A 24193-nucleotide genomic window follows, 5' to 3' on the forward strand; every position below is an offset into this window, starting at 1 on the left:
ACATTGTAACAGTGAACAATATAATGTAGAAAATCAGTCGTCATAGTTGTAATTCTCTAATGTGATTAATCATTTTTTGTGTATCAGAATCTTGTCTCCCTAATATATCCAGACGTGCAAAATCCAGATCGTTTAAAGCGGCTACCATTTTTAACTTAAGATCTTTGATTTCTTCTTTCGGAATTTGATGATTTAAAAACGCGATTGTTTTTTCTGAACCTATAATAGCGAGGGCGTCAAGAATTTCCAATTGAAGTTCGATACTCTCGTTCTTAAATAGCAGTAATAAATCCTCTTCGGCCTCATACAGGTACAAGTCGCGAATGGCAATAATTACATCGGTTCTCAGGTTTTTATTTTCGTGTTGGAGCAATTTGATGATATCCTGTGATCTGTTTCTGTAATTATAAAAAACCATGGTCATTACAGCTAATTTCAGAACAGTCGGATTGTCAGATTCTATCCAATCTTCTATTTCTGGTGGAATCGGTATGTTCTGCGAATGCAATACATCCATTATTTTTATGGTGGTACTGATGGATACTTTTACCGGAATCTTATTAACGGCCTGCCAGTCTCCTTTGGTTAAAATCAGGTAAGCAATATTGGCGTTTGACCGGATAATTTTATTGGGATGGAACAAATATTTTTTGATTAGAGCAATTCCCGGTTTGTATCCTAAGGCTTGAAAATGATAAATGCCATCACATTTTTTATATTTTCTAAAATCCCGAAGTAAACTTGCCGAATAACGGTTTAAACCCAGTTGTTTGTAAATAACAAGAATGTTTTTGGCAGTTTTGCCTTTTAAATTGCTTTTCATCCGAATCATATCGTCGATAAGCATTTCTTTACACCAGGTTTTATGTATTGGAATTTCGGATCGGAATTTGGCAATTTTGTATTTCAGAATACTTTCTTCCGGTCTTGAGAGTGTAATCTCCGTAAGGAAAATTTCAGATTTTCTAACAATATGATGCCGGTAAGGAAGAGTGTATTGATAATGAATTCTTTTGAGTATTAATGCAAGTGCTAAAGCTAAACTTGTAAATACAAATAATGGGATGGCGTAGTGTTTTATATAACCTATAAAATGCTCCATAAATATTGCTTTATAGAGTGAAATTACGAAAAAAAACGCAATAAAACTAATGAAAGGTCACTTCCCGGGGACTAAAACCCTTCAAAAACGCCCAATCCGAAAAGGGCAAAGTCATATTTTACCGGATCATGAGGATCCATTTTTCTGAGTTTAAGATCGAGTTCAGTTAAGGCTTTTCCATCATTTTGTTTTCGGGTTAGTATCCCTAATTTTCGGGCCACATTACCGGAGTGTACATCAAGCGGACAGGACAATAAAGCAGGCGATATGGTTTTCCAGATGCCTAAATCGACACCTTTGGTATCCTGGCGCACCATCCAGCGCAGGTACATGTTGATTCTTTTTGCTGCCGAATTGTTTAACGGATCCGAAATGTGCTTTTGGGTTCGGGGTAAATGATCAATTTCAAAGAATATTTTTTTGAATTCGCTTATACTTTTCTGTAAGCCGTCAGCCTCCTGATTTTTAGCAAAAACAGCCTCCAGACCATTGTGATTTTTATAGATGTGCTGTAATCCTTTTACAAAGCCTGTAAAGTCCTTTCCGTTAAAAGTACGGTGTACAAAGTTCTCAAGACGCTCCAGATCTTCGTCAGTATGTGACATTACAAAATCGTAAGGAGTATTACCCATTAATTCCATCATTTGATGTGAATTTTTGATAATCATCTTGCGATTTCCCCAGGCAATGGTAGCACTCAAAAAACCGGCAATCTCAATGTCTTCTTTCTGAGAAAACAAATGAGGAATTTGCACAGGATCGCTTTCGATAAAGTCGAGATTGTTGTATTGAATGACTTTTTCGTCAAGGAATTCTTTGAGTTCTTTTTGTGTCATAATTTAAAGGAAAGTGGTGACCTAATTGTTGAACGTTTTTAATTACTGATTAATCCGTCAACCATTACTAACTTTCTATCCGCCATATTGGCTAATTCTTCATTGTGGGTTACAATTACGAAAGTCTGTCCAAATTCATCACGAAGCTGAAAAAACAACTGGTGTAAATTTTCGGCAGAATGCGTGTCCAGATTCCCGGAAGGCTCATCTGCAAAAATAACATCGGGTTTGTTGATGAGTGCTCTTGCTACGGCAACTCTTTGCTGTTCTCCTCCCGAAAGTTCATTCGGTTTGTGATTAATTCTGTGTGAAAGCCCTAAATATTCTAAAAGCTTTTTGGCTTCTGTTTCTACTTCGGTATTTTTTTTTCCGGCAATGAAAGCAGGAATACATACATTTTCTAATGCTGTAAATTCAGGTAAAAGCTGATGAAACTGAAAAATAAAACCTAAATTGAGATTTCTGAATTTTGATAATGCTTTATCACTCAGCTCTAAAATATTCTGACCGTTTATCGTTAAGGAAGTTTCGGTTTCTAATCCTGAAGGCTTGTCAAGCGTCCCCAGAATTTGCAAAAGAGTTGTTTTTCCCGCACCGGATGCGCCCACAATCGAAACAATTTCACCTTTTTTAATATGCAGATCGACTCCTTTTAAAACTTCTAATTTGTCGTAGAACTTATGTATATTTTTTGCGTGGATCATTTTGAAACTGTTTTTACAAAGAAACAAAGATTCTTCCGATATCAAAATGCCATCTAACAGAATTTTAAGAACAAGTTTTCAATAGCAATGACAATAACAATAACAATAACAATGTCAATTTAGACGTTAATCTTAACTTTAGGATGCTGAAAAGGGGAGAGCTTGAAAAAAACGGGTTCTTGAATAAATCGGTCTGGTTTTTGAAAGAGGATTGGTTAGAGATGCTTTTTTGATGAGGAAAAGTGTTGATCAGGTGGAAATTAAGAAATAAATTACCATTTGAAAATAAGTTTGTTTTAAAGAATTCTTTTTAAATTCGAATATCTAAATACCATGAAAATGCAGGAAGCCAAAGTAATGAACGACGACAGAACAAAGAAACTCCTTTTGGGGTTGGCATTGGACGCAATTGGAATGCTGACTTACAGTATACCGGGCTTTGCCGAGCCTGCCGATTTGATTTGGGCACCAATAGCAGCTTTTATAATGACCAAAATGTATCAGGGAAGAGTAGGGAAAGTAGCGAGTGTTTTGACTTTTATTGAAGAAATACTTCCGGGAACGGATATTGTTCCATCCTTTACCATAACCTGGATTTATACTTACTTTTTTTCAAAAAGAGAGTAAGGAGTATTGAGATTTTAGAATGAAGATTAACGATTTGTGATTTTGTGTTGTTACGTAACACTATAGTCGTTTTCTACCGTTTAGAAATATCTGAAATCAAAAATTGTTAATCAATAATCTGAAATCTACAGATCTTGATAGATTTTGTATGTTTTATGGTAAATTAGGATTGCGGTTTTGAATCCTTAAATAAGAATCCCAGCCCCATATTTTTAAGCATTTTCTTTTCAAAATTCCAAAAGAAACGGAATTGTCCAAATATGGTACCGATACCAACCAGTAAAACCTGATAGATCGGGAAAATAATTAGCAGTCGTATTAGAGTAAACCAGCCTCCGAAATCCTCTTTGGTAATGCCAAGCAAGACGCAAAAAGGTTTAGACAGCCATGCAGATGCCGATCCTGTGATGGCAAAAACAATAAGTATGATTATGGCTTGTACATTTGAGGTGATGCCCCAACGTTTTTTTAGTCTGTTCATTCTTTATTTATAACGATTACAAATATAAGAACATTATCTTATTGGAACATAGCCTGCGAGCTTTTGTTTGTAAGTATTTTGAAAATAAATCATATAGTTATAAATAAGGTAATTTACTTCGTAACCGTAATGAATCGTTGGCTGATAATCAATTCGCATTTCATACAAATTCGGACTGTAGCGCTGTGGTTGTAAAACACGATTGTTCCATTCGGTTACATACAGATTATTTTTGTTTTCGAGATAACTTAAAGAGTAATAATTTCGGGGAAGTGCTCTTGAAGCCAGCCAGGTACTGAATCCATTATCGATAATGATCACTTCGTATTCTAAAGAATCGTTGGCGATTCGCACTGTATCGTTTACTGCAACAGCAGACTTACCGCCTGTATTTGCAGCAACCGTTTTTTTTGAAGCTGTTGAACACGCTATTATCGTAAACAGAAGGCCTAATATAAAGAGGGATTTTTTCATAAATTTTGTTTCAGACCTAAATTTACGAATAAATGAGGAGAGGTTTTAGGGATTTAACAGTTTGTATAGAAAAGGTGCTGAGGTACTAAGGCTCTAAGATGCTAAGGTTTTTGGTTTTGAAATAAAAAAAGCTGTTTGGATTTAACAAACAGCCTTTTATATTTTTGTTTAAATTTTTAATCTGCTTTTAGTGGGACTTCGAATAACTTAGAACCTTAACATCTCAGAACCTCAGCACCTTTAAAAGAACCTACTTTCCAAACAATTTCCCCAATAACCCGCCTAATCCGCCGCTTTTAGTAAGACTTGCAGCATCGGCTAAATCTACTTTTCCATCGTTGTTTTGGTCCAGACCGAATTGCATTCCGTATTTATTAATGGTATCCATGATACCGGAAGCCTGTCCGCTGTTTCCGGAAATAGAGCTTATGATATCTGAAATATTGAAACTACTGTCGTTAGGATCTTTTGCTTTGTTGACTAAAGAATTCAAAACCTGTGGAATCATATTTGAAGCGACACCGGCAGAATCAGTACTGCTCAATCCGAATTTTTCACCAAGACTTCCGCTCAATTGTTGTGTTATTTGTTGTACCACGGGATTAGAACTGTCCAGTTTAGAAGTTCCGTTAAATAAGCCGGCCAATTGTTCTGCACCTCCTTCTGAAGCAATTTTTTGCAATCCTGAAAATATAGAAGTACTTGCTTCGTTTATAACAGCTTCATTGTGTTCATTTGGGATAGCTTTGTTGTTTACAACCGCATCGCCTCCGTATTGTTGTACTAATTGTGTTAATTGTTCGAACATGATTTAAAGAATTTAGGTTAGAATTTAAACTCAAATTTAATCAAAAAAAGAAAGGGATTTATTAAACGATGTTAATAAATCCCTTCTAAATAATTTATTTTTAGATTATTAGCTCAATAAAGAAATGATTTGTGAAGCTAATTCTGTACCAATTCTGTCTTGTGCTTCTCCTGTAGCAGCTCCAATGTGCGGAGTCAATGAAATTTTAGAGTGCATTAAAATAGCCATTTCCGGTTTTGGTTCGCTTTCAAAAACGTCCAATCCTGCAAAGGCAACTTTTCCAGAATCTAAAGCCTTCAATAAAGCTACTTCGTCAATAACACCACCACGGGCACAGTTTACGATTCCAACACCATCTTTCATGATAGCCAGTTCTTTTTCGCCAATGATGTAGCCGTCCTGAGCAGGAACGTGTAAAGTAATGAAATCAGCTTCTTTGAACAATGATTCTAAAGATTGAGAAACGATCGTTGTAGTGATCGACTGACCGTCAAAAAACTCAACTTTAACGTCAACAGAAGGAATAAAGCTGTCAGCAGCGATTACTCTCATTCCTAAACCTAAAGCCATTTTTGCAGTAGCCTGACCAATACGTCCAATACCAACAATACCAAGAGTTTTACCTCTTAATTCAGTGCCATTAGCGTATGCTTTTTTCAAACCGTCAAAGTTAGAATCCCCTTCAAGAGGCATATTTCTGTTTGAATCATGTAAAAAACGAACACCAGAAAATAAGTGTCCAAATACCAATTCGGCAACAGATTCTGATGAAGAAGCCGGAGTATTAATTACATGGATTCCTTTGCTTTTTGCATAATCTACATCGATGTTGTCCATACCAACACCACCACGGCCAATAATTTTCAATCCCGGGCAGGCATCAATAATGTCTTTGCGAACTTTAGTAGCGCTTCGTACTAAAACGACATCTACATTATTTTCGTTTACAAAATTAGCTACTTGTTCCTGAGCTACTTTTGTAGTAATAACTTCAAAACCACCTTTTTCTAAAGCAAGAATTCCACTTTTTGAAATTCCGTCGTTTGCTAATACTTTCATTGTTGTGTTTATTGTTTATTTGGTTAATCGTTTATTTGTTTAATCGATACACCAATTTGTTATTTTTTCCTTTTTTTGTTTAGGAGCTAATCCCGCTATCCGTTGCAATCTTTTTTATTTTTAAAGAAAAAATAAAAAAGGATTTCCACTTCTATCGGGGCTAGGAATCCCGTGTTCAATTTCTGTTTTTAGCAAACTGCAAACTAAAAACTGCGACTGTAAACTAAACTTTACTTTCCAAAGCCTTCATTACATCCACTAAAACCTGAACACTTTCGATAGACATGGCATTGTAGATTGAAGCTCTGTAACCACCAACGGAACGGTGACCAGGTAATCCTGAAATTCCGGCTTCTTTCCATAAAGCGTCAAAAGTAGCAGTATGATCGGCATTGTTTAGTAAGAAAGTAACGTTCATTTTAGAACGGTCTTCAACCGCTGCAGTACCTTTAAATAATGGGTTTCTGTCGATTTCAGCATAAAGTAAGTCGGCTTTAGCATTGTTTAGTTTTTCAACAGCAGCAATTCCTCCTTTTTCTTTGATCCATTGTAAAGTCAGTAAAGAAACATATACAGCAAAAACAGGAGGTGTGTTGTACATACTCTCTGCTTTAATATGTTTGGCATAATCTAACATACTTGGAATTGTTCTTCCGTTTTTCCCCAGTATCTCTTCTTTTATTACAACCAAAGTCGTTCCGGCAGGCCCCATATTTTTTTGAGCACCGGCATAGATAATGTCAAATTTAGAGAAATCCAGTTCGCGTGAAAAAATATCAGAACTCATGTCGCAAACCACAGGAACATTAGTTGCCGGGAATTCTTTCATTTGAGTTCCAAAAATGGTGTTGTTGCTGGTGCAGTGAAAGTAATCAGCATCACTTGGTATTTCGTATCCTTTCGGAATATGATTGTAATTTGCTTCTTTTGAAGAACCCACAATAACAGTTTCTCCAAAATACTTTGCTTCTTTTATAGCGGCAGTTGCCCAGGTTCCGGAATCCAGATAAGCAGCTTTTCCGTTTTCTTTCATTAAATTATAAGGGGCCATTAAGAAGGCTGTGCTTGCACCACCTTGTAAAAATAGAGCCTGGTACCCTTTTCCCTGAAGTCCCAATAATTCTAAAGCAAGGGATCGAGCTTCCTCCATAACGGCAACGAAATCTTTACTTCGGTGCGAAATTTCAAGAATAGATAATCCTGAATCATTAAAATCTAAAACGGCTTTTGATGCTTTTTCAAAAACTTCCTGAGGTAAAATACTTGGTCCTGCGCTGTAGTTGTGTTTTTTCATGGTTTTTGTTAATAGTCGAAAAATTTAAAGACGCAAATTTCGGCAATAGGAGCTGAAAAAGCGATAAATAATTCGAAATAATTGAACATATTTTTATTTTGTTGTTAACAAAAACGTTATAGTATCTACATTATCTGCATAATCCCACAAACGTGGTTTTTGGGTTTGCCCAAAAGAAATACTGTTTTGAGTTAAATCATTGCTAACGATGCATTGAATTTGTTCAGCATCAGCTTCTAAACGAGTCTGTAAGTCTTCGATATTTTCATAAGATTCGTAAAAGATGCTCGAAATAGGAGAGGCGTAACTTGAATCTTCTTTTAAGGTTAAAAAACCATTGTCAAGCAGTTTAAAATTACTCATCAAAAAGACAGCTTTGTTGTAGTCGTAATTGTTAGCGTATTTTTCGTAATGAATAACATCCTGATATTTGAAAATTGCCTGAAAAAAAGCATCAAAAGAATATCCTTTCGGAACAAAAAGTTTAGATACATTGCGGCATCCCAGACCAAAGTATCTGAAAATATCCTCGCCCAAAGCTTCTAATTCTTCGTGAGTTTCTTTTCCGTTTAAAATCGCGACCGAATTTCTGTTTTTACGAATGATAGAAGGTTTATCTTTAAAGTAATATTCAAAATAACGTGCCGTATTATTGCTTCCGGTGGCTATAACAATATCAAAATTTTCGAGTTTACCTTCCACGAAAGTGATCTTATCTTTCAGATTTTCGTCAACAAAAATGAGGTATTTGGCTAAAAACGGTAATAAATGCTGATCGTTTGAAGAAGTTTTTATTAAGGCCTTATTTCCGGTGATTAAAACCGATAAAAAGTCATGAAATCCTACTAAAGGAATATTTCCGGCAAGAATTAAAGCAACTGTTTTTTCAGTTTTATCCGCTTTGTCGAATGCCGGGCTGTAAGCTGAAAGCCATTTCTCAATGTTTTCTTCCGTCAAAGCTTCGGCCCAGGAATGTATTGCAAAATGCACCTGTTCAGGAGTATACCATCCATTGTGTGATTGTGAAAGAGCAATCAGTTTTATGAAATCATCAAAAAACAGGTCGTTACCTAAAACCGATTCATTTCGTACGTTTTCTGTTTCAGAGAACTGACTTAAAAATCGACCTAGTGCTATAAAAGACTGTTTTTTTTCGTTTTGTAACATAAGTAATTTGTTTATGAAAGGTTTTGATTGTAATTTTGCACAAAAATAAGCTATATTAAGTTATAAGGCAAAGCAGAATAAAATGTTTGACATTTTTAACGCATTTCTTATAATTTTTAACTCGTAACTAAGAACAAAATGGCAATAATTATAACTGACGAATGCATAAACTGTGGGGCTTGCGAACCAGAATGCCCAAATACAGCAATTTATGAAGGTGCTGATGATTGGAGATACAAAGACGGAACCAGTCTTTCAGGAACCATAATTTTACCGGACGGAACTGAGGTTGATGCAGAAGATGCACAAACACCAATTTCTGATGAGGTGTATTATATCGTTCCCGGAAAATGTACCGAGTGTAAAGGTTTTCACGATGAACCTCAATGTGCTGCTGTATGTCCGGTTGATTGTTGCGTACCAGATGATAATCACGTTGAAGACGAAGAAACCTTGTTGAACAGACAAGCGTTTTTACATGGTGAATAATGAAATAATGATGTATTAGATATAAATAAAAAATCCTGAGTTAACGCTCAGGATTTTTTGTTTAGTCAGATTAAAGCTTTTTTTGACCTGTCTAGCTTGTATAAAGTTTCTAATTGCTTAAAAATTAAATCCAAGTCTTGCATAGTAGTAAGCTCCGCTGAATCCCATCTGAACAGCATCCCAGTAGCCACCTGCTTCGGTGTTCCCTGTCTCGTCTTGTTTCGTTGGATAAACATTGAATAAGTTGTTACTTCCAATGCTTAATTTCAGGTTTTTAGTCAATTGATACCCAACAGTAAGATCAGTGATTAATCTTGGGTTGTATACATCGTTTTCATCAGTGTAATCTACTAAAACTACTTTGCTGAATCGGGTGAATGCGATACCGGCATCAAATTTATTTTTAGCATAGTTAAGGTTTAAACCAAATTTGTTATCCGGAGCTGATGATAGTAAGAATGCTTTTTCACGTTTTCCGAAGAAAGTCCCCTCGTCTAAAGTTCCGTTTTTAACCTTATCAATTTTCATATCGTTGATGTTTCCAACCAGAGTCGCACTAAATAGGGATTCTCCGAACTTCTTTTTCCAGGCCAAAACGATATCCAAACCATGTGTACTGGTGTCTACACCATTCACGAAAAACTGTGCTTTATCGACACCAAGGTTTAAAGGTTTAGCATCAAAATATCCGGTAAGAACGATACGATCTTTTACTTTGATGTAGTAACCATCAACTGTTGCCGTGAAATCTCCAAACGTAGCCGTGAATCCCAAAGAGGCATTTACCGCTTTTTCTTCGTTTAGTTTCTGAATTCCAAAAGCTTTAGTTACCGGGCTGTTGTTTGGAGCAAGTAAAACTTCGGTAGCTCCTCCGGCATTAAAATTCGTAAAACGCAGGTTGTAATAAATTTGTGCTAATGAAGGCGCACGGAAACCAGTACTTACAGATCCTCTAAAGTTAATATGTGATCCAGCTTTTACTCTGGCAGCTAATTTTCCGTTTAGAGTACTTCCGAAATCACTATAGTTTTCAAAACGAACCGCACCGCTCAGTAAAAAAGACTCTGTGATGTCAAGCTCAGCGTCAGTATATAAAGATAAGTTTGTACGGCTTTTGTCTACTGTATTAGAAGGGCTGTATCCCGGAAAACCTTGTGAACCTCCGGGTCTTGAAATTGTTGGAGACGAAGTTGGGTCTGTAGGATCGTAATCCGGATTTGGAACAGTCGGTGCGCTTTGAGTTGTAGGATCAGTTATAGGTCTTCCGTTCGTATCGTAAGTCGCATAAGAACCTTCTTCTCCTGAGAAAATAGTGAATTTTTCTGTTCTGTATTCCGCTCCAAAAGCAAGGTTTAAACCGCTTAGTACCGAATCGTAGTTTTTAGAAAAATCAAAATTGGTTGTGTTTTGAGTCAGACTATGTCCTCCTGCATCAAATTCTGTTGGAGATTTCTCTTCTAAGGAAGCATTTATAGTTCCTTTGATGTAGTAGTGAAAAAGGTTTTTACCATAAGTATTACTTAGATCAATGTTCCATCCGCTGGCTGTTTTGGTTCTAAATCCTGCAGCAAGAGAATTGTCTATAATGTTGGACGTAATTCTAGGAGTGTAACCACCCGGATAAACACTTTCAACCACTCTTTCTCCTCCATTTCTGGTAAAGGCATAGGCATCTGTATCTCTGTAATTTCTGCCTCCAAAAGCATAAAATTGTGTTTTTTCGGATACCGGAAGTGTTAAATTTCCGAATAAGTTAAAGCCTTGAATAGAAGCGTCTCCAAAGCCTTTTCTGAAATCATAAGCAGGTCTTAAGGTTTTGTTTTTGTTGATGTATTCTGTTGTAAAATTGGCTGATCCTCCTTTGTCACCAATAGCAACTCCGTAGTTAGCGGCTACTTTTACAGATCCACCGTCGAAAGATTGGTTTTTACCGTAAGTATTTCCGTTTCCGTTTTGATCCAGTCTGAAGTTTTTGGTATTTGGAGTTCCATCCAGAAAATCACCTTTTGCATTGGTATTAAACGCTCCGTAGGTTACAGATCCCGTTAGCTCATCAACATTGTCATTTAATACAATATTAATAACGCCGGCAATGGCATCCGAGCCGTATTGGGCAGCAGCACCGTCTCTTAGGATCTCAATTCTTTTGATAGCGGTAGCAGGTATGGCATTCAAATCAGTTCCTGTATTTCCACGTCCGCGGGTACCAAATAAATTGATTAAGGACGATTGATGTCTTCTTTTTCCGTTAATCAAAACCAAAGTCTGATCTGGCCCCAAACCTCTCAGCGAAGCAGGGTCAACGTGATCGGCACCATCGGATCCGGATTGTTTGTTGGCATTAAAAGACGGAGCAACATATTGTAACAATTGATTGATCTCTATTTTACCGCTTTGTGTTGTGACATCTTTTACACTAATCACATCAATTGGCACGGCTGAATTCACTACAGTTCTCTTAGTATTTCTTGATCCGACGATTACAACATCATTCAGGACCTGACCTCCATTTTCGTCTAAAGTAACGTCGGTTTTGCTGTTCGTAGAGGATTTTTCTACATTGGTATAGCCAACATAGCTAAAAATTAAAATGGCACCTTCTTTTACTTTTATAAGGTAACCTCCTTCAAAATTGGTAGATACACCGTTTGTAGTTCCTTTTTCGAGGATATTAACTCCTGGTAGCGGATTACCTGATTTATCTCTTACAACTCCTGATATTTCCTTTTGGGCGAATAGAAATGCTGTGTTTAGCAGCATTAACAATAATGCAATATTTCTCATGGTTAATTAAGTTTGGTTTATTGGTTGTTGTTCGTTTGTTATAAAAGTAATTATTTTTAACAAAAAATTAATAAGAAGTTTAATTTTTTTATTCTCCAATTCTTAAAAAACATTAATCGTCATTTTTACTTCAATTGCGAGCTATTAAATCTTATATTTGCAAAATTTTAAAGCCAAAAAATAATATTTTGGCACAAATACAAAAGGAATACGAAAATTATAACCTGTTAAAAACGACTTTGGTATACTGAGAAATCGGTATAAAGAAGGCCCGGAAGAAATTAGGTTTACATAAAAAACAAATAGAATCAACAGATGAAAGCAGGAATTGTAGGATTACCAAATGTTGGAAAATCAACATTATTTAATTGTTTGTCTAATGCAAAAGCGCAAAGTGCCAACTTTCCGTTTTGTACAATCGAACCTAATATTGGAGTTGTAAACGTTCCGGATCCAAGAATTAACAAACTGGAAGAATTGGTAAAACCAGAGCGTGTACAAATGGCAACTGTGGATATCGTTGATATCGCAGGTTTGGTAAAAGGTGCAAGTAAAGGAGAAGGTCTTGGAAACCAGTTTTTAGGAAACATTAGAGAGTGTAATGCTATTATTCACGTTTTACGCTGTTTTGATAACGATAATATCGTTCACGTTGACGGTAATGTAAACCCAATTCGTGATAAAGAAACGATCGATATCGAACTTCAGTTGAAAGATTTGGAAACGATCGAGAAACGTCTGGAAAAAGTAAAACGTGCCGCAAAAACCGGAAATAAAGAAGCTCAGGCAGAAGAAGCTCTGTTAAACCGAATCAGAGAAGCATTATTGCAGGCAAAATCAGCGAGAACAATTGTTCCTCAAAATCAGGATGAAGAGGTTTTATTGGAGAGTTTTCAATTGATTACAGCTAAGCCTGTATTGTATGTATGTAACGTTGACGAAGGTTCAGCTGTAAACGGAAATAAATATGTAGATCAGGTTCGTGAATTGGTAAAAGACGAAGAGGCTGAAGTTATCATTCTTTCGGTAGGAGCAGAGGCTGATATTACAGAATTAGAAAGCTACGAAGAGCGTCAGGTTTTCCTTGAAGATATGGGATTAACTGAGCCGGGATCTTCTGTATTAATTCGCGCAGCTTACAAATTATTAAAACAACAAACTTATTTTACAGCAGGTGTAAAAGAAGTTCGTGCCTGGACCATCAATATTGGAGCTACAGCACCGCAAGCTGCCGGAGTTATCCATACTGATTTTGAAAAAGGATTCATCCGTGCAGAGGTAATCTCATACGAAGATTACGTTCAGTATGGTTCTGAAGCAAAAGCAAAAGAAGCAGGGAAATTCAAAGTGGAAGGAAAAGAATATGTTGTAAAAGATGGTGATGTAATGCATTTCCGTTTCAACGTTTAGTTTTTTTAGAGAATAGAGAATAGAGAATAGAACATAGAAAATAGATTGGACTGCTGGAGAAATTCAGCAGTTTTTTTATGCTTGATCGTTATCATTGTCAGGCTGAGTGAAGTCGAAGCTTCACGTAGTTTGCCATTTCGAGGAACGAGACTCGAAATGATAAAAAAAAGGACTTTAAAATCCGTTTAAATCCGCGCTTTCGCATGTGCGAATCTGTATAATCTGTGTGTAATTTGTAAGAAGCAAAAAAAAATGGCTCAAAAATTGGTTACAGAAAAATTAACCAATTATCAATCTAAAAACAACCAATCAAAATGCTAAAAAAATCTTTCAAATTTCTGGGCTGGACACTTTTCGGAATCTTTACTTTTCTTGCTTTATATGTCACAGCCGTATTATTGATTTCCAGAATTACAGTTAACTCCACTATTGACAAAATTGACGAACAAAATGCAATTCCGATTTATATTCTTTCCAACGGAGTGCACACAGATATAGTGGTTCCGATTGTTACCGAAGTCAAAGATTGGAGAAAGGAAATTCAGTTTGATCAGACAGAATCCAACGATACACTGGCAAAATTTGTAGCTTTTGGCTGGGGTGATAAAGGTTTTTATCTCGATACACCGGAATGGTCAGATTTAAAAGCCAGTACAGCGTTAAAAGCAATACTTGGCGTGAGTTCGTCAGCCATGCATACTACATTTTTTAAGCAATTACGCGAAGGCGAAGATTGCAAACGCATTCTGGTTTCTAAAGAAAATTATCAAAAATTAGTACACTATATTTCGGAGAGTTTTAGTAATCCGGAGAATCCTGAATGGCTTGAAGGTCATAGTTACGGTAAAAAGGATGCTTTTTATGAGGCTAAAGGAAGTTATAGTCTGTTTTATACGTGTAACACCTGGGCAAACTGTGCGTTAAAAGCAGCGAATCAAAAAGCGAGTTTATGGACGATTTATGACAGGGGGATTTTTTGTCATTATAAGTAAAAAGCAGCATGGTAAAAATGTAAAAATTATCTGAAATGCAGGAATTTAAATTTTTGTTTATTCTTTAAATTTGAAAGAATATCAAAAAACGAATCTTGTGGAAAATCAAAATATTTTATCAAAAACCTGGTATTTGTTGCGAACCACTTTTTTAGAGTTCAATGACGATAATGCCATCAAGTTAAGTGCTGCCTTATCGTACTATACCATATTTGCATTACCGCCTTTGTTGATCATTATTATAACCATCTGCGGTTTCTTTTTTGGAGAAGAAGCTGTAACCGGGGAGTTGTACGGGCAAATCAACCGTTTAGTAGGTAACGATGCGGCAATTCAAATTCAGGATGCAATCAAAAATGTACAATTGTCTGATAGTAATGTTTTCGTAACGATTTTTGGAGTTGTAATGCTTTTAATTGGAGCTTCGGGAGTTTTTGCCGAAATACAAAGTTCAATTAATTTTATCTGGGGACTCCGCGCGAAACCGAATAAAGGGCTTAAAAAATTCATTCAGAATCGGATTATGTCTTTCTCTATGATTGTTTCTGTGGGATTTCTAATGCTCGTAAGCTTGATGTTAAATGCAGTTTTAGATGTGTTGAATGCGAGATTAAAACTATATTTAGCAGACAGTACGGTGTATTTGTTTTACATTATAAATTTGATCATTGTTTTAGGAAGTATCACGTTGCTTTTTGCGATTATATTCCGAACTTTACCAGATGGTATTATAAAGTGGAGAGACGCTTTTATCGGAGCCGGATGTACTGCAATCCTTTTTATGATAGGTAAATTTGCAATTGGATTTTATTTAGGAAATTCAACAATTGCGAGTGTGTATGGTGCAGCAGGATCAGTAATTATCATTTTGGTTTGGGTGTATTATTCCGCAATTATTTTATATTTTGGAGCCGAGTTCACTAAAGTATATGCAAAGACGTACGGAGGGAAAATTGCTCCGAATGGCTATTCGGTCGAAATTAAAAAAGAGATATTTGAAATTAAAGAACAAACAAAAAAATCATAAGTTTTGATGATTCAGAAATGTAGTTTGTGGCTTTATGGAATACTAAAAATCTAGTGAAAAGGATAACAAAAAACAAATTCTAAAATAAAAATATATGAAAATTGTAGCCTTTGGAGGGAGTAACAGTCAGCATTCAATAAACAAACAGCTGGCGACTTATGCCGCAAGTTTATTCGAAAATGGAACAGTTGAGGTTTTAGATCTTAATGATTTTGCGATGCCCTTGTTCAGTGTTGATTTAGAAAAGGAAATCGGTCAGCATGAGCTCGCAAAAGCATTTTTACAAAAGATTGAAAATGCAGATCTTTTGGTCATTTCTTTGGCAGAAAACAACGGAAATTACTCTGCAGCTTTCAAGAATTTGTTTGATTGGAGTTCAAGGATCATGAAAGAAATTTTTCAGCAAAAACCAATGCTTTTGATGGCTACTTCGCCGGGAGCAAGAGGAGGAGCTTCGGTTTTGGAAATTGCCAATAATGCATTACCGAGATATGGAGCGCAGATTAAAGCTACTTTTTCATTGCCTGCATTTAATGCGAATTTTGATTTGGAAGAAAATAAAATCTCCAATGAGGAGTTAAATAAAGAATTAAAAGACATTATTAAGTCTAGTTTTTAATTTATGATTGCAAAAAAGATTGTCCTTGCTGTTTTCTTCCTGAGTTCCATCTTTCTGTCTGGTGTAAACGCGCAAAAGTACAATACGATTGATAAGACGGTGTTAAAGTATCCCGCTAATTTTAATTCAGTAGAAAGTCTCGCAGAAAGAATACAAAAAGATTTTACCTCAGATTCTGATAAAGCGAGGGCTATTTACAGTTGGATTGCATTAAACATAAGATACGATTATAAAGCTTATCTGAATCCGCCAAAACCGCTCAGATTTACCTATATTAATGAAGCGGACAAACAAGCAAAAATTGCAGTTTTAAAGGAAAAAACCTGGCAGAATACTTTCGAATCCCGAAAAGCGGTTTGTGAAGGTTTTACACTTTTGTATCAGGAATTGGCTTCTTTAACAGGTTTAAAATGTGAAGTGATCCGAGGAGATTCTAAACGATCGTTGAGTGATATTGGACGTCAAAACTCGTTTTCCAATCATTCCTGGAATATGGTTCAGGTGGATGGAAAATGGATTCTGGTTGATGTAACCTGGGGGCAAGGATATTATGACAGCAATAAAAAAGTAGCAGTGAGTCATTTTTCACCCGTTTATTTTGATACTGATCCCAAGTACTTTTTTACCAAGCATTTTCCGGATTCCGGAACTTATCTGGGTAAAAAATTAAACAAAGAAGATTTTCTGAACGGTCCGTTGCTGTTTGATGCTGCAATTGAAGGTGATCATGAGATTCTGGCACCTGATTCGGGAATTATTCAGGCAAATGACGGGGACAAAATCCGTTTTAGAATAAAGAATATTGCAAAGACAGATCTGTTTTATTATTTGAAAAATGGAAAACCTGTCAGAATTGAAGATTCTAAAGTTGTAAATGGAGCTTTGGAATTTGAAGTTATTTATGATAAAAAAATAGGATCCTATATTACTTTTTTTCTGGATCGTGACGGTATAATGTCATTTAAGATAGTTTCAAAGTAAAACGAAGCAGGATCTTTGCTTAAAGAACTTCTTTCTTTGGTTAAATTGGCGTACCTTAGCTATTACGGTTATAAAATTAATTTAACTGCCGGATTATGGAGACAACTTATTTGAAATCAATCTTAGATAATGATTTCTATAAATTTACAATGCAGCATGCTGTAATCAAACTTTTTCCAAAGGCTCGGGTTCGTTACGGCTTTATCAACAGAGGAAATCATTTTTTCCCGCCCGGATTTGGAGATTTACTTCGAAAGTCTGTTGATGCAATGGCAAATCTGCGGTTGACAAAAGAAGAAAAGCAATATTTGTGGCAGCATTGTTCTTATCTGGATCCCACTTATTTTGATTTTTTACAAGGCTATAACTTTGACCCGTCTGAGGTCCAGATTACTCAAACAGGTTCTGAGCTGAAAGTAACCGTTGAAGGCTATTGGTATCGCACTATTTTATGGGAAGTGCCCCTGATGGGCTTAATTTCTGAACTCTTCTATAAGACTGGTCAATCCGTTCGACTGGACGATGAGGCTTTAAAAAGAGTGACCAAAGACAAGATTGATAATTACAATAAAATTGGAGTTTCGATTTTGGAGTTTGGAACCCGACGACGCCATTCGTATGAGGTTCATGCCCTGGTGAATGAGACACTCCGAAAATTTGGTTCGAATAGTTTTATAGGAACCAGTAATGTTCATTTTGCAATGACAAACAATATGCGGCCATTGGGTACTCACGCCCACGAATGGTTCATGTTTCATGCTGCCCAATACGGTTTTAAAATGGCTAATATGATGGGCTTGGGACATTGGACACAGGTGTACGATGGCGACCTCGGAATTGCCCTGACGGATACCTATACTACAGCTGTATTTTTTGAGCAATTTGATAAAAAGTACTCGAAACTTTTTGACGGGGTACGTCACGATAGCGGGGATCCTATTGAATTTGCTGAAAAAGTAATTTCTCATTATACCCAAATGGGAATTGATCCGAAATCGAAAGTGATTGTTTTTTCGGATTCGTTGAATTACGAGAAGGTAAAAAGAATAGCAGATTTTTGCAGAGATAAAATCAAAATGTCCTTTGGTGTCGGAACCAATTTTACTAACGATGCAGGTTTGCCTTCGATGAATATGGTGATAAAACTTACAGAAGTGAAATTGAATAATAACGAGTGGCAAGGTGTGGTAAAACTTTCTGACGAAAAAAATAAAAATACGGGAACACCTGAAATGATTGCTTTGGCAAAAGAAGTGCTGGGAATCAAATAGTATTTTTTACCGAAAAGTTCATTTTATATATTTTCAAACCAGAGGTTATTTTAAAATTAATTTAAATAGGGTTTGTAGTTGTTATTATTCGTAACAAAAAAAATAATACGCTTTCATTTTTTGACTATAAATGGTATTTTAGCCAAAAATCCAATTTACTTTATGCCAGAGCAAAATCAATATACCGAAGATAATATCCGATCACTCGATTGGAAAGAACATATCCGTATGCGTCCCGGAATGTATATCGGGAAATTGGGAGACGGATCTTCGCCTGACGATGGTATTTATATCCTTCTAAAAGAGGTACTGGACAACTGTATTGATGAGTTTGTAATGGGCTCAGGAAAAACTATTGAAGTGACTATCAGAGATAAAACGGTTTCGGTTCGTGATTACGGACGTGGAATTCCGTTAGGGAAAGTAGTGGATGTTGTTTCAAAAATGAATACGGGAGGAAAGTACGATTCAAAAGCTTTCCAGAAATCGGTTGGTCTGAATGGTGTCGGAACGAAAGCAGTAAATGCCTTGTCGAACTATTTTCGTGTAGAATCGGTTCGTGATGATAAACAAAAAGCGGCAGAATTTTCAGCGGGAAATTTGGTTCTTGAAGAAGATGTAATTGATACTACCAAGCGAAAAGGAACAAAAGTAACTTTTACGCCGGATGAATCGATTTTTAAAAATTATAAATTCCGTTTAGAATATGTGATCAGAATGGTTAAGAACTATTGTTACCTGAACAATGGACTGACCATTATTTTCAACGGTGAAAAATACTATTCCGAGAACGGACTTCGTGACTTACTGGAAGAAACCATCAACGAAGAGGATTTAGAATACCCGATTATCCATTTAAAAGAGCATGATATTGAAGTAGCGTTAACGCACAGTAAAACGCAATACAGTGAAGAATATCACTCTTTTGTCAACGGACAAAATACGACACAGGGAGGAACACACTTAGCAGCTTACAGAGAAGCAATTGTAAAAACCATTCGTGAGTTTTACAATAAAAACTTCGAAGCATCTGACGTTCGTAAATCGATTGTGAGTGCCATTAGTATTAAGGTTATGGAGCCGGTTTTTGAGTCTCAGACTAAAACCAAATTAGGTTCTACCGATATGGGTTCTGATGACGGGACACCCCCGGTTTCGGTTCGTACCTTTGTGAACGATTTTATCAAAACCAAGTTAGACAATTACCTGCATAAAAATCCAACGACCGCAGAAGCCTTATTGCGAAAAATCTTGCAGGCAGAGCGCGAGCGAAAAGAATTGTCCGGAATTAGAAAGCTTGCTACAGATCGTGCTAAAAAAGCCAATCTTCACAATAAGAAATTAAGAGATTGCCGAGCGCATCTTCCGGATACAAAAAATCCAAGAAACCTGGAAAGTACCCTTTTCATTACCGAGGGAGATTCGGCTTCCGGATCGATCACCAAATCGCGTGATGTGAATACACAGGCGGTTTTCAGTTTACGTGGTAAGCCTTTGAACTCTTATGGAATGAGCAAGAAAATTGTTTATGAAAATGAAGAATTTAACTTGCTGCAGGCGGCACTTGATATCGAAGACGGACTGGAGAAATTGCGTTACAACAATATCGTAATTGCAACCGATGCCGATGTCGACGGTATGCACATTCGTTTGCTTTTGATTACATTTTTTCTTCAGTTCTTCCCTGAGTTAATCAAAGAAGGGCATTTGTACATTTTGCAGACACCGCTTTTCAGGGTTCGTAACAAGAAAGAAACCATCTATTGTTATTCTGAAGAAGAACGAAAAGACGCCATCGAAAAGCTAAAACCTAAACCGGAAATCACCCGATTTAAAGGTTTGGGAGAGATTTCTCCTGATGAGTTTAAAAATTTCATCGGAGACACCATTCGTCTTGATCCGGTCATGATGGACAAACATACGTCGATCGAACAGTTGTTGTCTTTCTATATGGGTAAAAATACTCCGGACAGACAAGAGTTTATTATCAAGAATCTGAAGGTAGAGCTGGATACGATTGAAGAAGAAGTTTAAGATTTAAATAAAAGATACTATTGTCAGACGGTCTTCAAAATAAAGTGATTTTTCAACAAGTAGTCGAGTTGCTTCAAAATGCGCGACAACAAGTTTTACGTACTGTAAATTCTACCATGACAATTACCTATTTTGAAATTGGAAGAATCATTGTTGAAGAAGAACAGAGTGGAAAGGATAGAGCTGAATACGGAAAACAGCTTTTAAAGGGGCTTTCTAAACAATTGACAGAGGAATTTGGTAAGGGTTTTTCGGTTGAAAGTTTGGATCGTATGCGGAAATTTTATCAAATTTATTCAATTTCGTCATCACCGATGACGAAATTGCAAAATAGAATTTCCCAGTCACTGACTGGGGAATTGAAAACAAAGAAATCACAGTCAGTTACTGAGGAATTTCAATCTCAAAAAGCGCAGTCATTGGCTTCGTTTTTCAAATTAACTTGGACTCACTATATTTTCTTAATGCGAATTGAAGATGAAAAGGAAAGACGTTTTTATGAAATTGAATCTGAAAAATACAATTGGAGTGTTCGTGAATTAAAACGTCAATATGATACAGCACTTTATACCAGATTAGCTTTAAGCCGTGATAAAGAAGGAATATTAAAACTTTCAGAACAAGGTCAGATTATTGAAAAACCGAAAGATATTATTAAAGATCCTTATATATTGGAATTTCTGGGGTTACCTGAGTTAAATCAGTATTCAGAATCACAATTAGAAGAGGAGATTATTAATAAGCTGGAACACTTTTTACTGGAATTGGGACATGGCTTTACTTTTGTCGCAAGGCAGGAAAGAATCACTTTTGATGATAAACATTTCAGAATTGATTTGGTTTTTTATAATCGAATATTAAGATGTTTTGTCCTTATTGATTTAAAAATAGGAGAGCTAAAACATCAGGATTTAGGACAAATGCAAATGTATGTTAATTACTATGACAGGGAAATGCGTTTGGAAGACGAGAACAAAACGATTGGAATTGTACTTTGCCAGAATAAAAGCGAAGCTGTAGTAAAATATACTTTACCGGAAAACAACGAACAAATTTTTGCCAGTAAATATAAAACAGTATTGCCAAGTGTAGAGGTTTTAAAGGAACTTCTTGAAAACAAATAGAATTATAATTACAAGATAATTAAATGAAAGACGAAGAAGACGATAACATCATCCCTGGCGACGACGAGAATAATTCAGAAGAAAACCTGGATAACATTCAGGAGAGAGATGATGATGAAATTATCGACGTAGATGCCAAACATTTTGAAGGAGCGCATTTTTACGAAAATCAGGAGCAAGAAGGTGAAGACGTAATTACCAAAGTTACCGGAATGTACAAAGACTGGTTTTTGGACTATGCTTCGTATGTAATTCTGGAACGTGCCGTTCCTGCTATCGAGGACGGATTTAAACCTGTTCAGCGTCGTATTATGCACTCTTTGAAAGAGCTGGATGATGGCCGTTATAACAAAGTTGCCAATGTTGTGGGGCACACCATGCAGTATCACCCACACGGAGATGCGAGTATTGGTGATGCTATGGTGCAGATTGGACAAAAAGACTTATTGATCGACTGTCAGGGTAACTGGGGTAATATTCTAACAGGTGATGGTGCTGCAGCTCCCCGTTATATTGAAGCACGTTTGTCTAAATTTGCTTTAGAGGTTTTGTATTCTCCTAAAATTACCGATTGGGGCGTTTCCTACGATGGTCGTCGTGCAGAACCGAACAATCTTCCGGTAAAGTTTCCGTTGCTTTTAGCGCAGGGAGCGGAAGGAATTGCAGTAGGACTTTCGACAAAAGTTTTACCTCACAACTTCAATGAGTTAATTGATGCTTCGATCAAAATCTTAAAGGGTAGAGCTTTTACGCTGTATCCTGATTTTATGACGCAGGGTATTGCCGACGTATCGAATTATAACGACGGTATGCGTGGCGGACGTGTACGTGTGCGTGCGAAAATTGCTCAGTTGGACAAAAATACATTGGTGATTACGCAAATTCCGTTTTCGACCAATACATCGAGTTTGATTGACAGTATTTTGAAAGCCAACGAAAAAGGTAAAATCAAAATCAAGAAAATTGAAGACAATACCGCGGCGGATGTTGAGATTTTAATTCATCTTTTCCCGGGTGTTTCTCCGGATAAAACTATAGATGCGTTGTTTGCTTTTACAGCTTGTGAGACTTCGGTGGCACCTTTAGGCTGTGTGATTGAAGATAATAAGCCATTGTTTATCGGGGTTTCTGAAATGTTGAAAATATCAACTCACAGAACCGTTGATTTACTTCGTCAGGAGCTGGAAATTCAATTAGAGGAATTAAGAAATAAATGGCACTTCTCGACTTTAGAAAAAATCTTCATTCGTGAAGAAATGTACATTGACTTCAAATTGTATTCGGATAGAGAATCACTTTATAAATATTTATACGATCGTTTTGAGCCGTTCAAAAAATCATTCGTCAGAGAAATCAACGATGAAGATTTACAACGACTGACTCAAATACCGATGATCCGTATTACCCGTTTTGACTCTGACAAGGCCGATGATTTTATCGCGAAGTTAGAAGATGAAATGAAGGAAGTAGAATATAATCTGGAGAATTTAACGGATTTTGCAATTGCCTACTTCACTAAACTAAAAGAGAAATACGGAAAAGGCCGCGAGCGCCAGACCGAACTTCGTGTTTTTGACAATGTTGAGGCTACAAAAGTTGTTTTGCGTAATACTAAGTTATACGTAAATCGTGAAGAAGGATTTGTCGGAACCAGTTTAAAGAAAGACGAATATGTGGGCGATTGTTCGGATATTGATGATGTTATTGTGTTCCTGCGTGATGGTACAATGATGATTTCAAAAGTAGATGCCAAAACATTTATAGGAAAAGATATTATACACGTCGCCGTTTTTGATAAGAGCGATAAACGTACGATTTACAACATGATGTATCGTGATGGTAAATCCGGACCTTCCTATATAAAACGTTTTAATGTTACCGGAGTTACACGTGATAAAGCATATGATCTGACTAACGGAACAAATGGTTCGCAGGTGGTTTATTTTTCGCATAATCCAAATGGAGAAGCTGAGGTTGTTACTATTTTACTACGTCAGATAGGAACCATTAAAAAACTGAAATTCGATATTGATTTCGCTAAACTGGCTATCAAAGGCCGTGGATCAAAAGGAAATTTGGTAACCAAATATCCAATCAAGAAAATTGAATTAAAAGAAAAAGGAATTTCGACTTTATTGCCAAGAAAAGTCTGGTTTGATGATACTGTTAAGCGTTTAAATGTTGATGCCAGAGGAGAATTGCTGGGAGAGTTTAAACCAAGCGATAAAATTCTGATTATAAGTCAGGCTGGTAAGTTGAAGGTTATTATTCCGGAATTATCGACTCATTTTGAGGAAGATATGATTGTTCTGGAAAAATGGAAGCCTAAAAAGCCAATTTCAGCAATTTACTACGATGGGGAAAAAGAACGTTATTTCTTAAAACGTTTCCTTGTGGAAAACGAAGGTAAAGAAGAAAGTTTTATTACAGACCATCCAAATTCGCAATTAGAAATTGTATCGACAGATTATCGTCCGGTAGCCCAGTTGGTTTTTGCAAAAGTAAAAGGAGTTCAGAAAGAAGATTTGCATATTGATGTTGAAGATTTTATTGCCGTAAAAGGTTTTAAAGCGCTAGGAAATCAACTGACGACTGAAAAGCTGAAACAAGTAAATCTGTTAGAGCCATTACCTTACGAAGAACCGGTTGAAGAAGTTCCGGAAAGGGTAATAGGAGACGAGGATGACGCCGTTGAAACAGAATTAGACGATGATGGCCAAATAGGCCTCGTTCTCGAATAATAGAAAAAAAAAGGAAGTTTCAAATTTTGGAACTTCCTTTTGTTTTTATGTGTATAAGATCATAGTTTTCTATTTAATTCTCTTGTCGTAAATATTCTGTTAAAAAGTCATTTTCGGAACGAAATTGACGTAAACAGGCAGTTCTGAAAGAGCTTCAGTAACAGCATAG

At 36.4% G+C, this 24193-nt stretch carries 21 protein-coding genes; 11 read left to right on the forward strand and 10 right to left on the reverse strand.

From position 1 onward, the window contains the following. Nucleotides 1–40: 40 nt before the first annotated feature. The 3 genes from ACAM30_RS15715 to ACAM30_RS15725 form a co-directional block, all read right to left on the reverse strand. On the reverse strand, nt 41–1102 hold the full coding sequence (locus ACAM30_RS15715) for a HEAT repeat domain-containing protein (protein ID WP_369615541.1): 1062 nt from the start codon (nt 1100–1102) through the stop codon (nt 41–43). A 71-nt stretch (nt 1103–1173) separates the two neighbouring features. Continuing rightward, the gene (locus ACAM30_RS15720) at nt 1174–1938 is read right to left on the reverse strand and encodes a TIGR02757 family protein (RefSeq protein ID WP_369615542.1); all 765 of its coding nucleotides are present in this window, start codon (nt 1936–1938) and stop codon (nt 1174–1176) included. A gap of 38 nt (nt 1939–1976) precedes the next feature. After that, nucleotides 1977–2642: an ABC transporter ATP-binding protein gene (locus tag ACAM30_RS15725; protein ID WP_369615543.1), complete on the reverse strand. Its 666-nt coding sequence runs from the start codon at nt 2640–2642 to the stop codon at nt 1977–1979. 333 nt (nt 2643–2975) lie between these two features. Between ACAM30_RS15725 and ACAM30_RS15730 the strand changes: the two genes are divergently transcribed. Continuing rightward, entirely contained in the window at nt 2976–3269 is a 294-nt protein-coding gene (locus ACAM30_RS15730) for a hypothetical protein (protein ID WP_369615544.1), read from the forward strand. A 163-nt stretch (nt 3270–3432) separates the two neighbouring features. Here the strand turns inward: ACAM30_RS15730 and ACAM30_RS15735 are convergent, their stop codons facing one another. The 6 genes from ACAM30_RS15735 to ACAM30_RS15760 form a co-directional block, all read right to left on the reverse strand. After that, a complete protein-coding gene (locus tag ACAM30_RS15735; RefSeq protein ID WP_202701320.1) occupies nt 3433–3750 on the reverse strand; it encodes a DUF6787 family protein in 318 nt (105 codons plus the stop codon). A gap of 33 nt (nt 3751–3783) precedes the next feature. Continuing rightward, entirely contained in the window at nt 3784–4224 is a 441-nt protein-coding gene (locus ACAM30_RS15740; protein ID WP_369615545.1) for a DUF6146 family protein, read from the reverse strand. A 250-nt stretch (nt 4225–4474) separates the two neighbouring features. Then, nucleotides 4475–5032, reverse strand: coding sequence for a hypothetical protein (locus ACAM30_RS15745; protein ID WP_369615546.1), 558 nt, complete (start codon nt 5030–5032; stop codon nt 4475–4477). A gap of 108 nt (nt 5033–5140) precedes the next feature. Then, on the reverse strand, nt 5141–6091 hold the full coding sequence (locus ACAM30_RS15750; RefSeq protein WP_369615547.1) for a D-2-hydroxyacid dehydrogenase: 951 nt from the start codon (nt 6089–6091) through the stop codon (nt 5141–5143). Between the two features lie 223 nt (nt 6092–6314). Beyond that, the gene (serC, locus tag ACAM30_RS15755) at nt 6315–7385 is read right to left on the reverse strand and encodes a 3-phosphoserine/phosphohydroxythreonine transaminase (RefSeq protein WP_369615548.1); all 1071 of its coding nucleotides are present in this window, start codon (nt 7383–7385) and stop codon (nt 6315–6317) included. Between the two features lie 93 nt (nt 7386–7478). Then, nucleotides 7479–8552 carry an acyl-CoA reductase gene (locus ACAM30_RS15760; protein WP_369615549.1) on the reverse strand — a complete coding sequence of 358 codons (1074 nt, stop codon included), beginning with the start codon at nt 8550–8552 and terminating at the stop codon, nt 7479–7481. Between the two features lie 138 nt (nt 8553–8690). On the opposite strand from ACAM30_RS15760, the gene ACAM30_RS15765 reads away from it, so the two are divergent. Beyond that, nucleotides 8691–9041, forward strand: coding sequence for a 4Fe-4S dicluster domain-containing protein (locus ACAM30_RS15765; protein ID WP_369615550.1), 351 nt, complete (start codon nt 8691–8693; stop codon nt 9039–9041). 117 nt (nt 9042–9158) lie between these two features. Here ACAM30_RS15765 and ACAM30_RS15770 read toward each other — a convergent pair whose 3' ends face one another. Further along, nucleotides 9159–11825: a TonB-dependent receptor gene (locus ACAM30_RS15770; protein ID WP_369615551.1), complete on the reverse strand. Its 2667-nt coding sequence runs from the start codon at nt 11823–11825 to the stop codon at nt 9159–9161. A gap of 315 nt (nt 11826–12140) precedes the next feature. Between ACAM30_RS15770 and ychF the strand changes: the two genes are divergently transcribed. The 9 genes from ychF (at nt 12141) to ACAM30_RS15815 (ending at nt 24024) form a co-directional block, all read left to right on the forward strand. Next, the gene (gene ychF / locus ACAM30_RS15775; RefSeq protein ID WP_369615552.1) at nt 12141–13235 is read left to right on the forward strand and encodes a redox-regulated ATPase YchF; all 1095 of its coding nucleotides are present in this window, start codon (nt 12141–12143) and stop codon (nt 13233–13235) included. 314 nt (nt 13236–13549) lie between these two features. Further along, nucleotides 13550–14227, forward strand: a complete 678-nt coding sequence (locus ACAM30_RS15780) for a TIGR02117 family protein (RefSeq protein ID WP_369615553.1) — start codon at nt 13550–13552, stop codon at nt 14225–14227. A 97-nt stretch (nt 14228–14324) separates the two neighbouring features. After that, on the forward strand, nt 14325–15254 hold the full coding sequence (locus tag ACAM30_RS15785; RefSeq protein ID WP_369615554.1) for a YihY/virulence factor BrkB family protein: 930 nt from the start codon (nt 14325–14327) through the stop codon (nt 15252–15254). A 94-nt stretch (nt 15255–15348) separates the two neighbouring features. Continuing rightward, nucleotides 15349–15873, forward strand: a complete 525-nt coding sequence (locus ACAM30_RS15790; RefSeq protein ID WP_369615555.1) for an NADPH-dependent FMN reductase — start codon at nt 15349–15351, stop codon at nt 15871–15873. Nucleotides 15874–15876: 3 nt separating this feature from the next. Next, nucleotides 15877–16854 carry a transglutaminase domain-containing protein gene (locus ACAM30_RS15795; RefSeq protein WP_369615556.1) on the forward strand — a complete coding sequence of 326 codons (978 nt, stop codon included), beginning with the start codon at nt 15877–15879 and terminating at the stop codon, nt 16852–16854. Nucleotides 16855–16949: 95 nt separating this feature from the next. Next, nucleotides 16950–18125 carry a nicotinate phosphoribosyltransferase gene (gene pncB / locus ACAM30_RS15800; RefSeq protein WP_369615557.1) on the forward strand — a complete coding sequence of 392 codons (1176 nt, stop codon included), beginning with the start codon at nt 16950–16952 and terminating at the stop codon, nt 18123–18125. A 162-nt stretch (nt 18126–18287) separates the two neighbouring features. Then, a complete protein-coding gene (locus ACAM30_RS15805; protein ID WP_369615558.1) occupies nt 18288–20159 on the forward strand; it encodes a DNA topoisomerase IV subunit B in 1872 nt (623 codons plus the stop codon). Nucleotides 20160–20203: 44 nt separating this feature from the next. Next, entirely contained in the window at nt 20204–21283 is a 1080-nt protein-coding gene (locus ACAM30_RS15810) for a YhcG family protein (RefSeq protein WP_369618658.1), read from the forward strand. A 23-nt stretch (nt 21284–21306) separates the two neighbouring features. Further along, the gene (locus ACAM30_RS15815) at nt 21307–24024 is read left to right on the forward strand and encodes a DNA gyrase/topoisomerase IV subunit A (RefSeq protein ID WP_369615559.1); all 2718 of its coding nucleotides are present in this window, start codon (nt 21307–21309) and stop codon (nt 24022–24024) included. Nucleotides 24025–24193 lie beyond the last annotated feature (169 nt).

It is taken from the genome of Flavobacterium sp. CFS9 (assembly GCF_041154745.1).
In the GTDB taxonomy this organism is placed as follows: domain Bacteria; phylum Bacteroidota; class Bacteroidia; order Flavobacteriales; family Flavobacteriaceae; genus Flavobacterium.

What these genes read in the sequence shown, in the direction of transcription:
- ACAM30_RS15715 (WP_369615541.1), bottom strand. Translation starts at nt 1,102, where the DNA reads ATGGAGCATTTTATAGGTTATATAAAACACTACGCCATCCCATTATTT.
- ACAM30_RS15720 (WP_369615542.1), bottom strand. Translation starts at nt 1,938, where the DNA reads ATGACACAAAAAGAACTCAAAGAATTCCTTGACGAAAAAGTCATTCAA.
- ACAM30_RS15725 (WP_369615543.1), bottom strand. Translation starts at nt 2,642, where the DNA reads ATGATCCACGCAAAAAATATACATAAGTTCTACGACAAATTAGAAGTT.
- ACAM30_RS15730 (WP_369615544.1), top strand. Translation starts at nt 2,976, where the DNA reads ATGAAAATGCAGGAAGCCAAAGTAATGAACGACGACAGAACAAAGAAA.
- ACAM30_RS15735 (WP_202701320.1), bottom strand. Translation starts at nt 3,750, where the DNA reads ATGAACAGACTAAAAAAACGTTGGGGCATCACCTCAAATGTACAAGCC.
- ACAM30_RS15740 (WP_369615545.1), bottom strand. Translation starts at nt 4,224, where the DNA reads ATGAAAAAATCCCTCTTTATATTAGGCCTTCTGTTTACGATAATAGCG.
- ACAM30_RS15745 (WP_369615546.1), bottom strand. Translation starts at nt 5,032, where the DNA reads ATGTTCGAACAATTAACACAATTAGTACAACAATACGGAGGCGATGCG.
- ACAM30_RS15750 (WP_369615547.1), bottom strand. Translation starts at nt 6,091, where the DNA reads ATGAAAGTATTAGCAAACGACGGAATTTCAAAAAGTGGAATTCTTGCT.
- serC (WP_369615548.1), bottom strand. Translation starts at nt 7,385, where the DNA reads ATGAAAAAACACAACTACAGCGCAGGACCAAGTATTTTACCTCAGGAA.
- ACAM30_RS15760 (WP_369615549.1), bottom strand. Translation starts at nt 8,552, where the DNA reads ATGTTACAAAACGAAAAAAAACAGTCTTTTATAGCACTAGGTCGATTT.
- ACAM30_RS15765 (WP_369615550.1), top strand. Translation starts at nt 8,691, where the DNA reads ATGGCAATAATTATAACTGACGAATGCATAAACTGTGGGGCTTGCGAA.
- ACAM30_RS15770 (WP_369615551.1), bottom strand. Translation starts at nt 11,825, where the DNA reads ATGAGAAATATTGCATTATTGTTAATGCTGCTAAACACAGCATTTCTA.
- ychF (WP_369615552.1), top strand. Translation starts at nt 12,141, where the DNA reads ATGAAAGCAGGAATTGTAGGATTACCAAATGTTGGAAAATCAACATTA.
- ACAM30_RS15780 (WP_369615553.1), top strand. Translation starts at nt 13,550, where the DNA reads ATGCTAAAAAAATCTTTCAAATTTCTGGGCTGGACACTTTTCGGAATC.
- ACAM30_RS15790 (WP_369615555.1), top strand. Translation starts at nt 15,349, where the DNA reads ATGAAAATTGTAGCCTTTGGAGGGAGTAACAGTCAGCATTCAATAAAC.
- ACAM30_RS15795 (WP_369615556.1), top strand. Translation starts at nt 15,877, where the DNA reads ATGATTGCAAAAAAGATTGTCCTTGCTGTTTTCTTCCTGAGTTCCATC.
- pncB (WP_369615557.1), top strand. Translation starts at nt 16,950, where the DNA reads ATGGAGACAACTTATTTGAAATCAATCTTAGATAATGATTTCTATAAA.
- ACAM30_RS15805 (WP_369615558.1), top strand. Translation starts at nt 18,288, where the DNA reads ATGCCAGAGCAAAATCAATATACCGAAGATAATATCCGATCACTCGAT.
- ACAM30_RS15815 (WP_369615559.1), top strand. Translation starts at nt 21,307, where the DNA reads ATGAAAGACGAAGAAGACGATAACATCATCCCTGGCGACGACGAGAAT.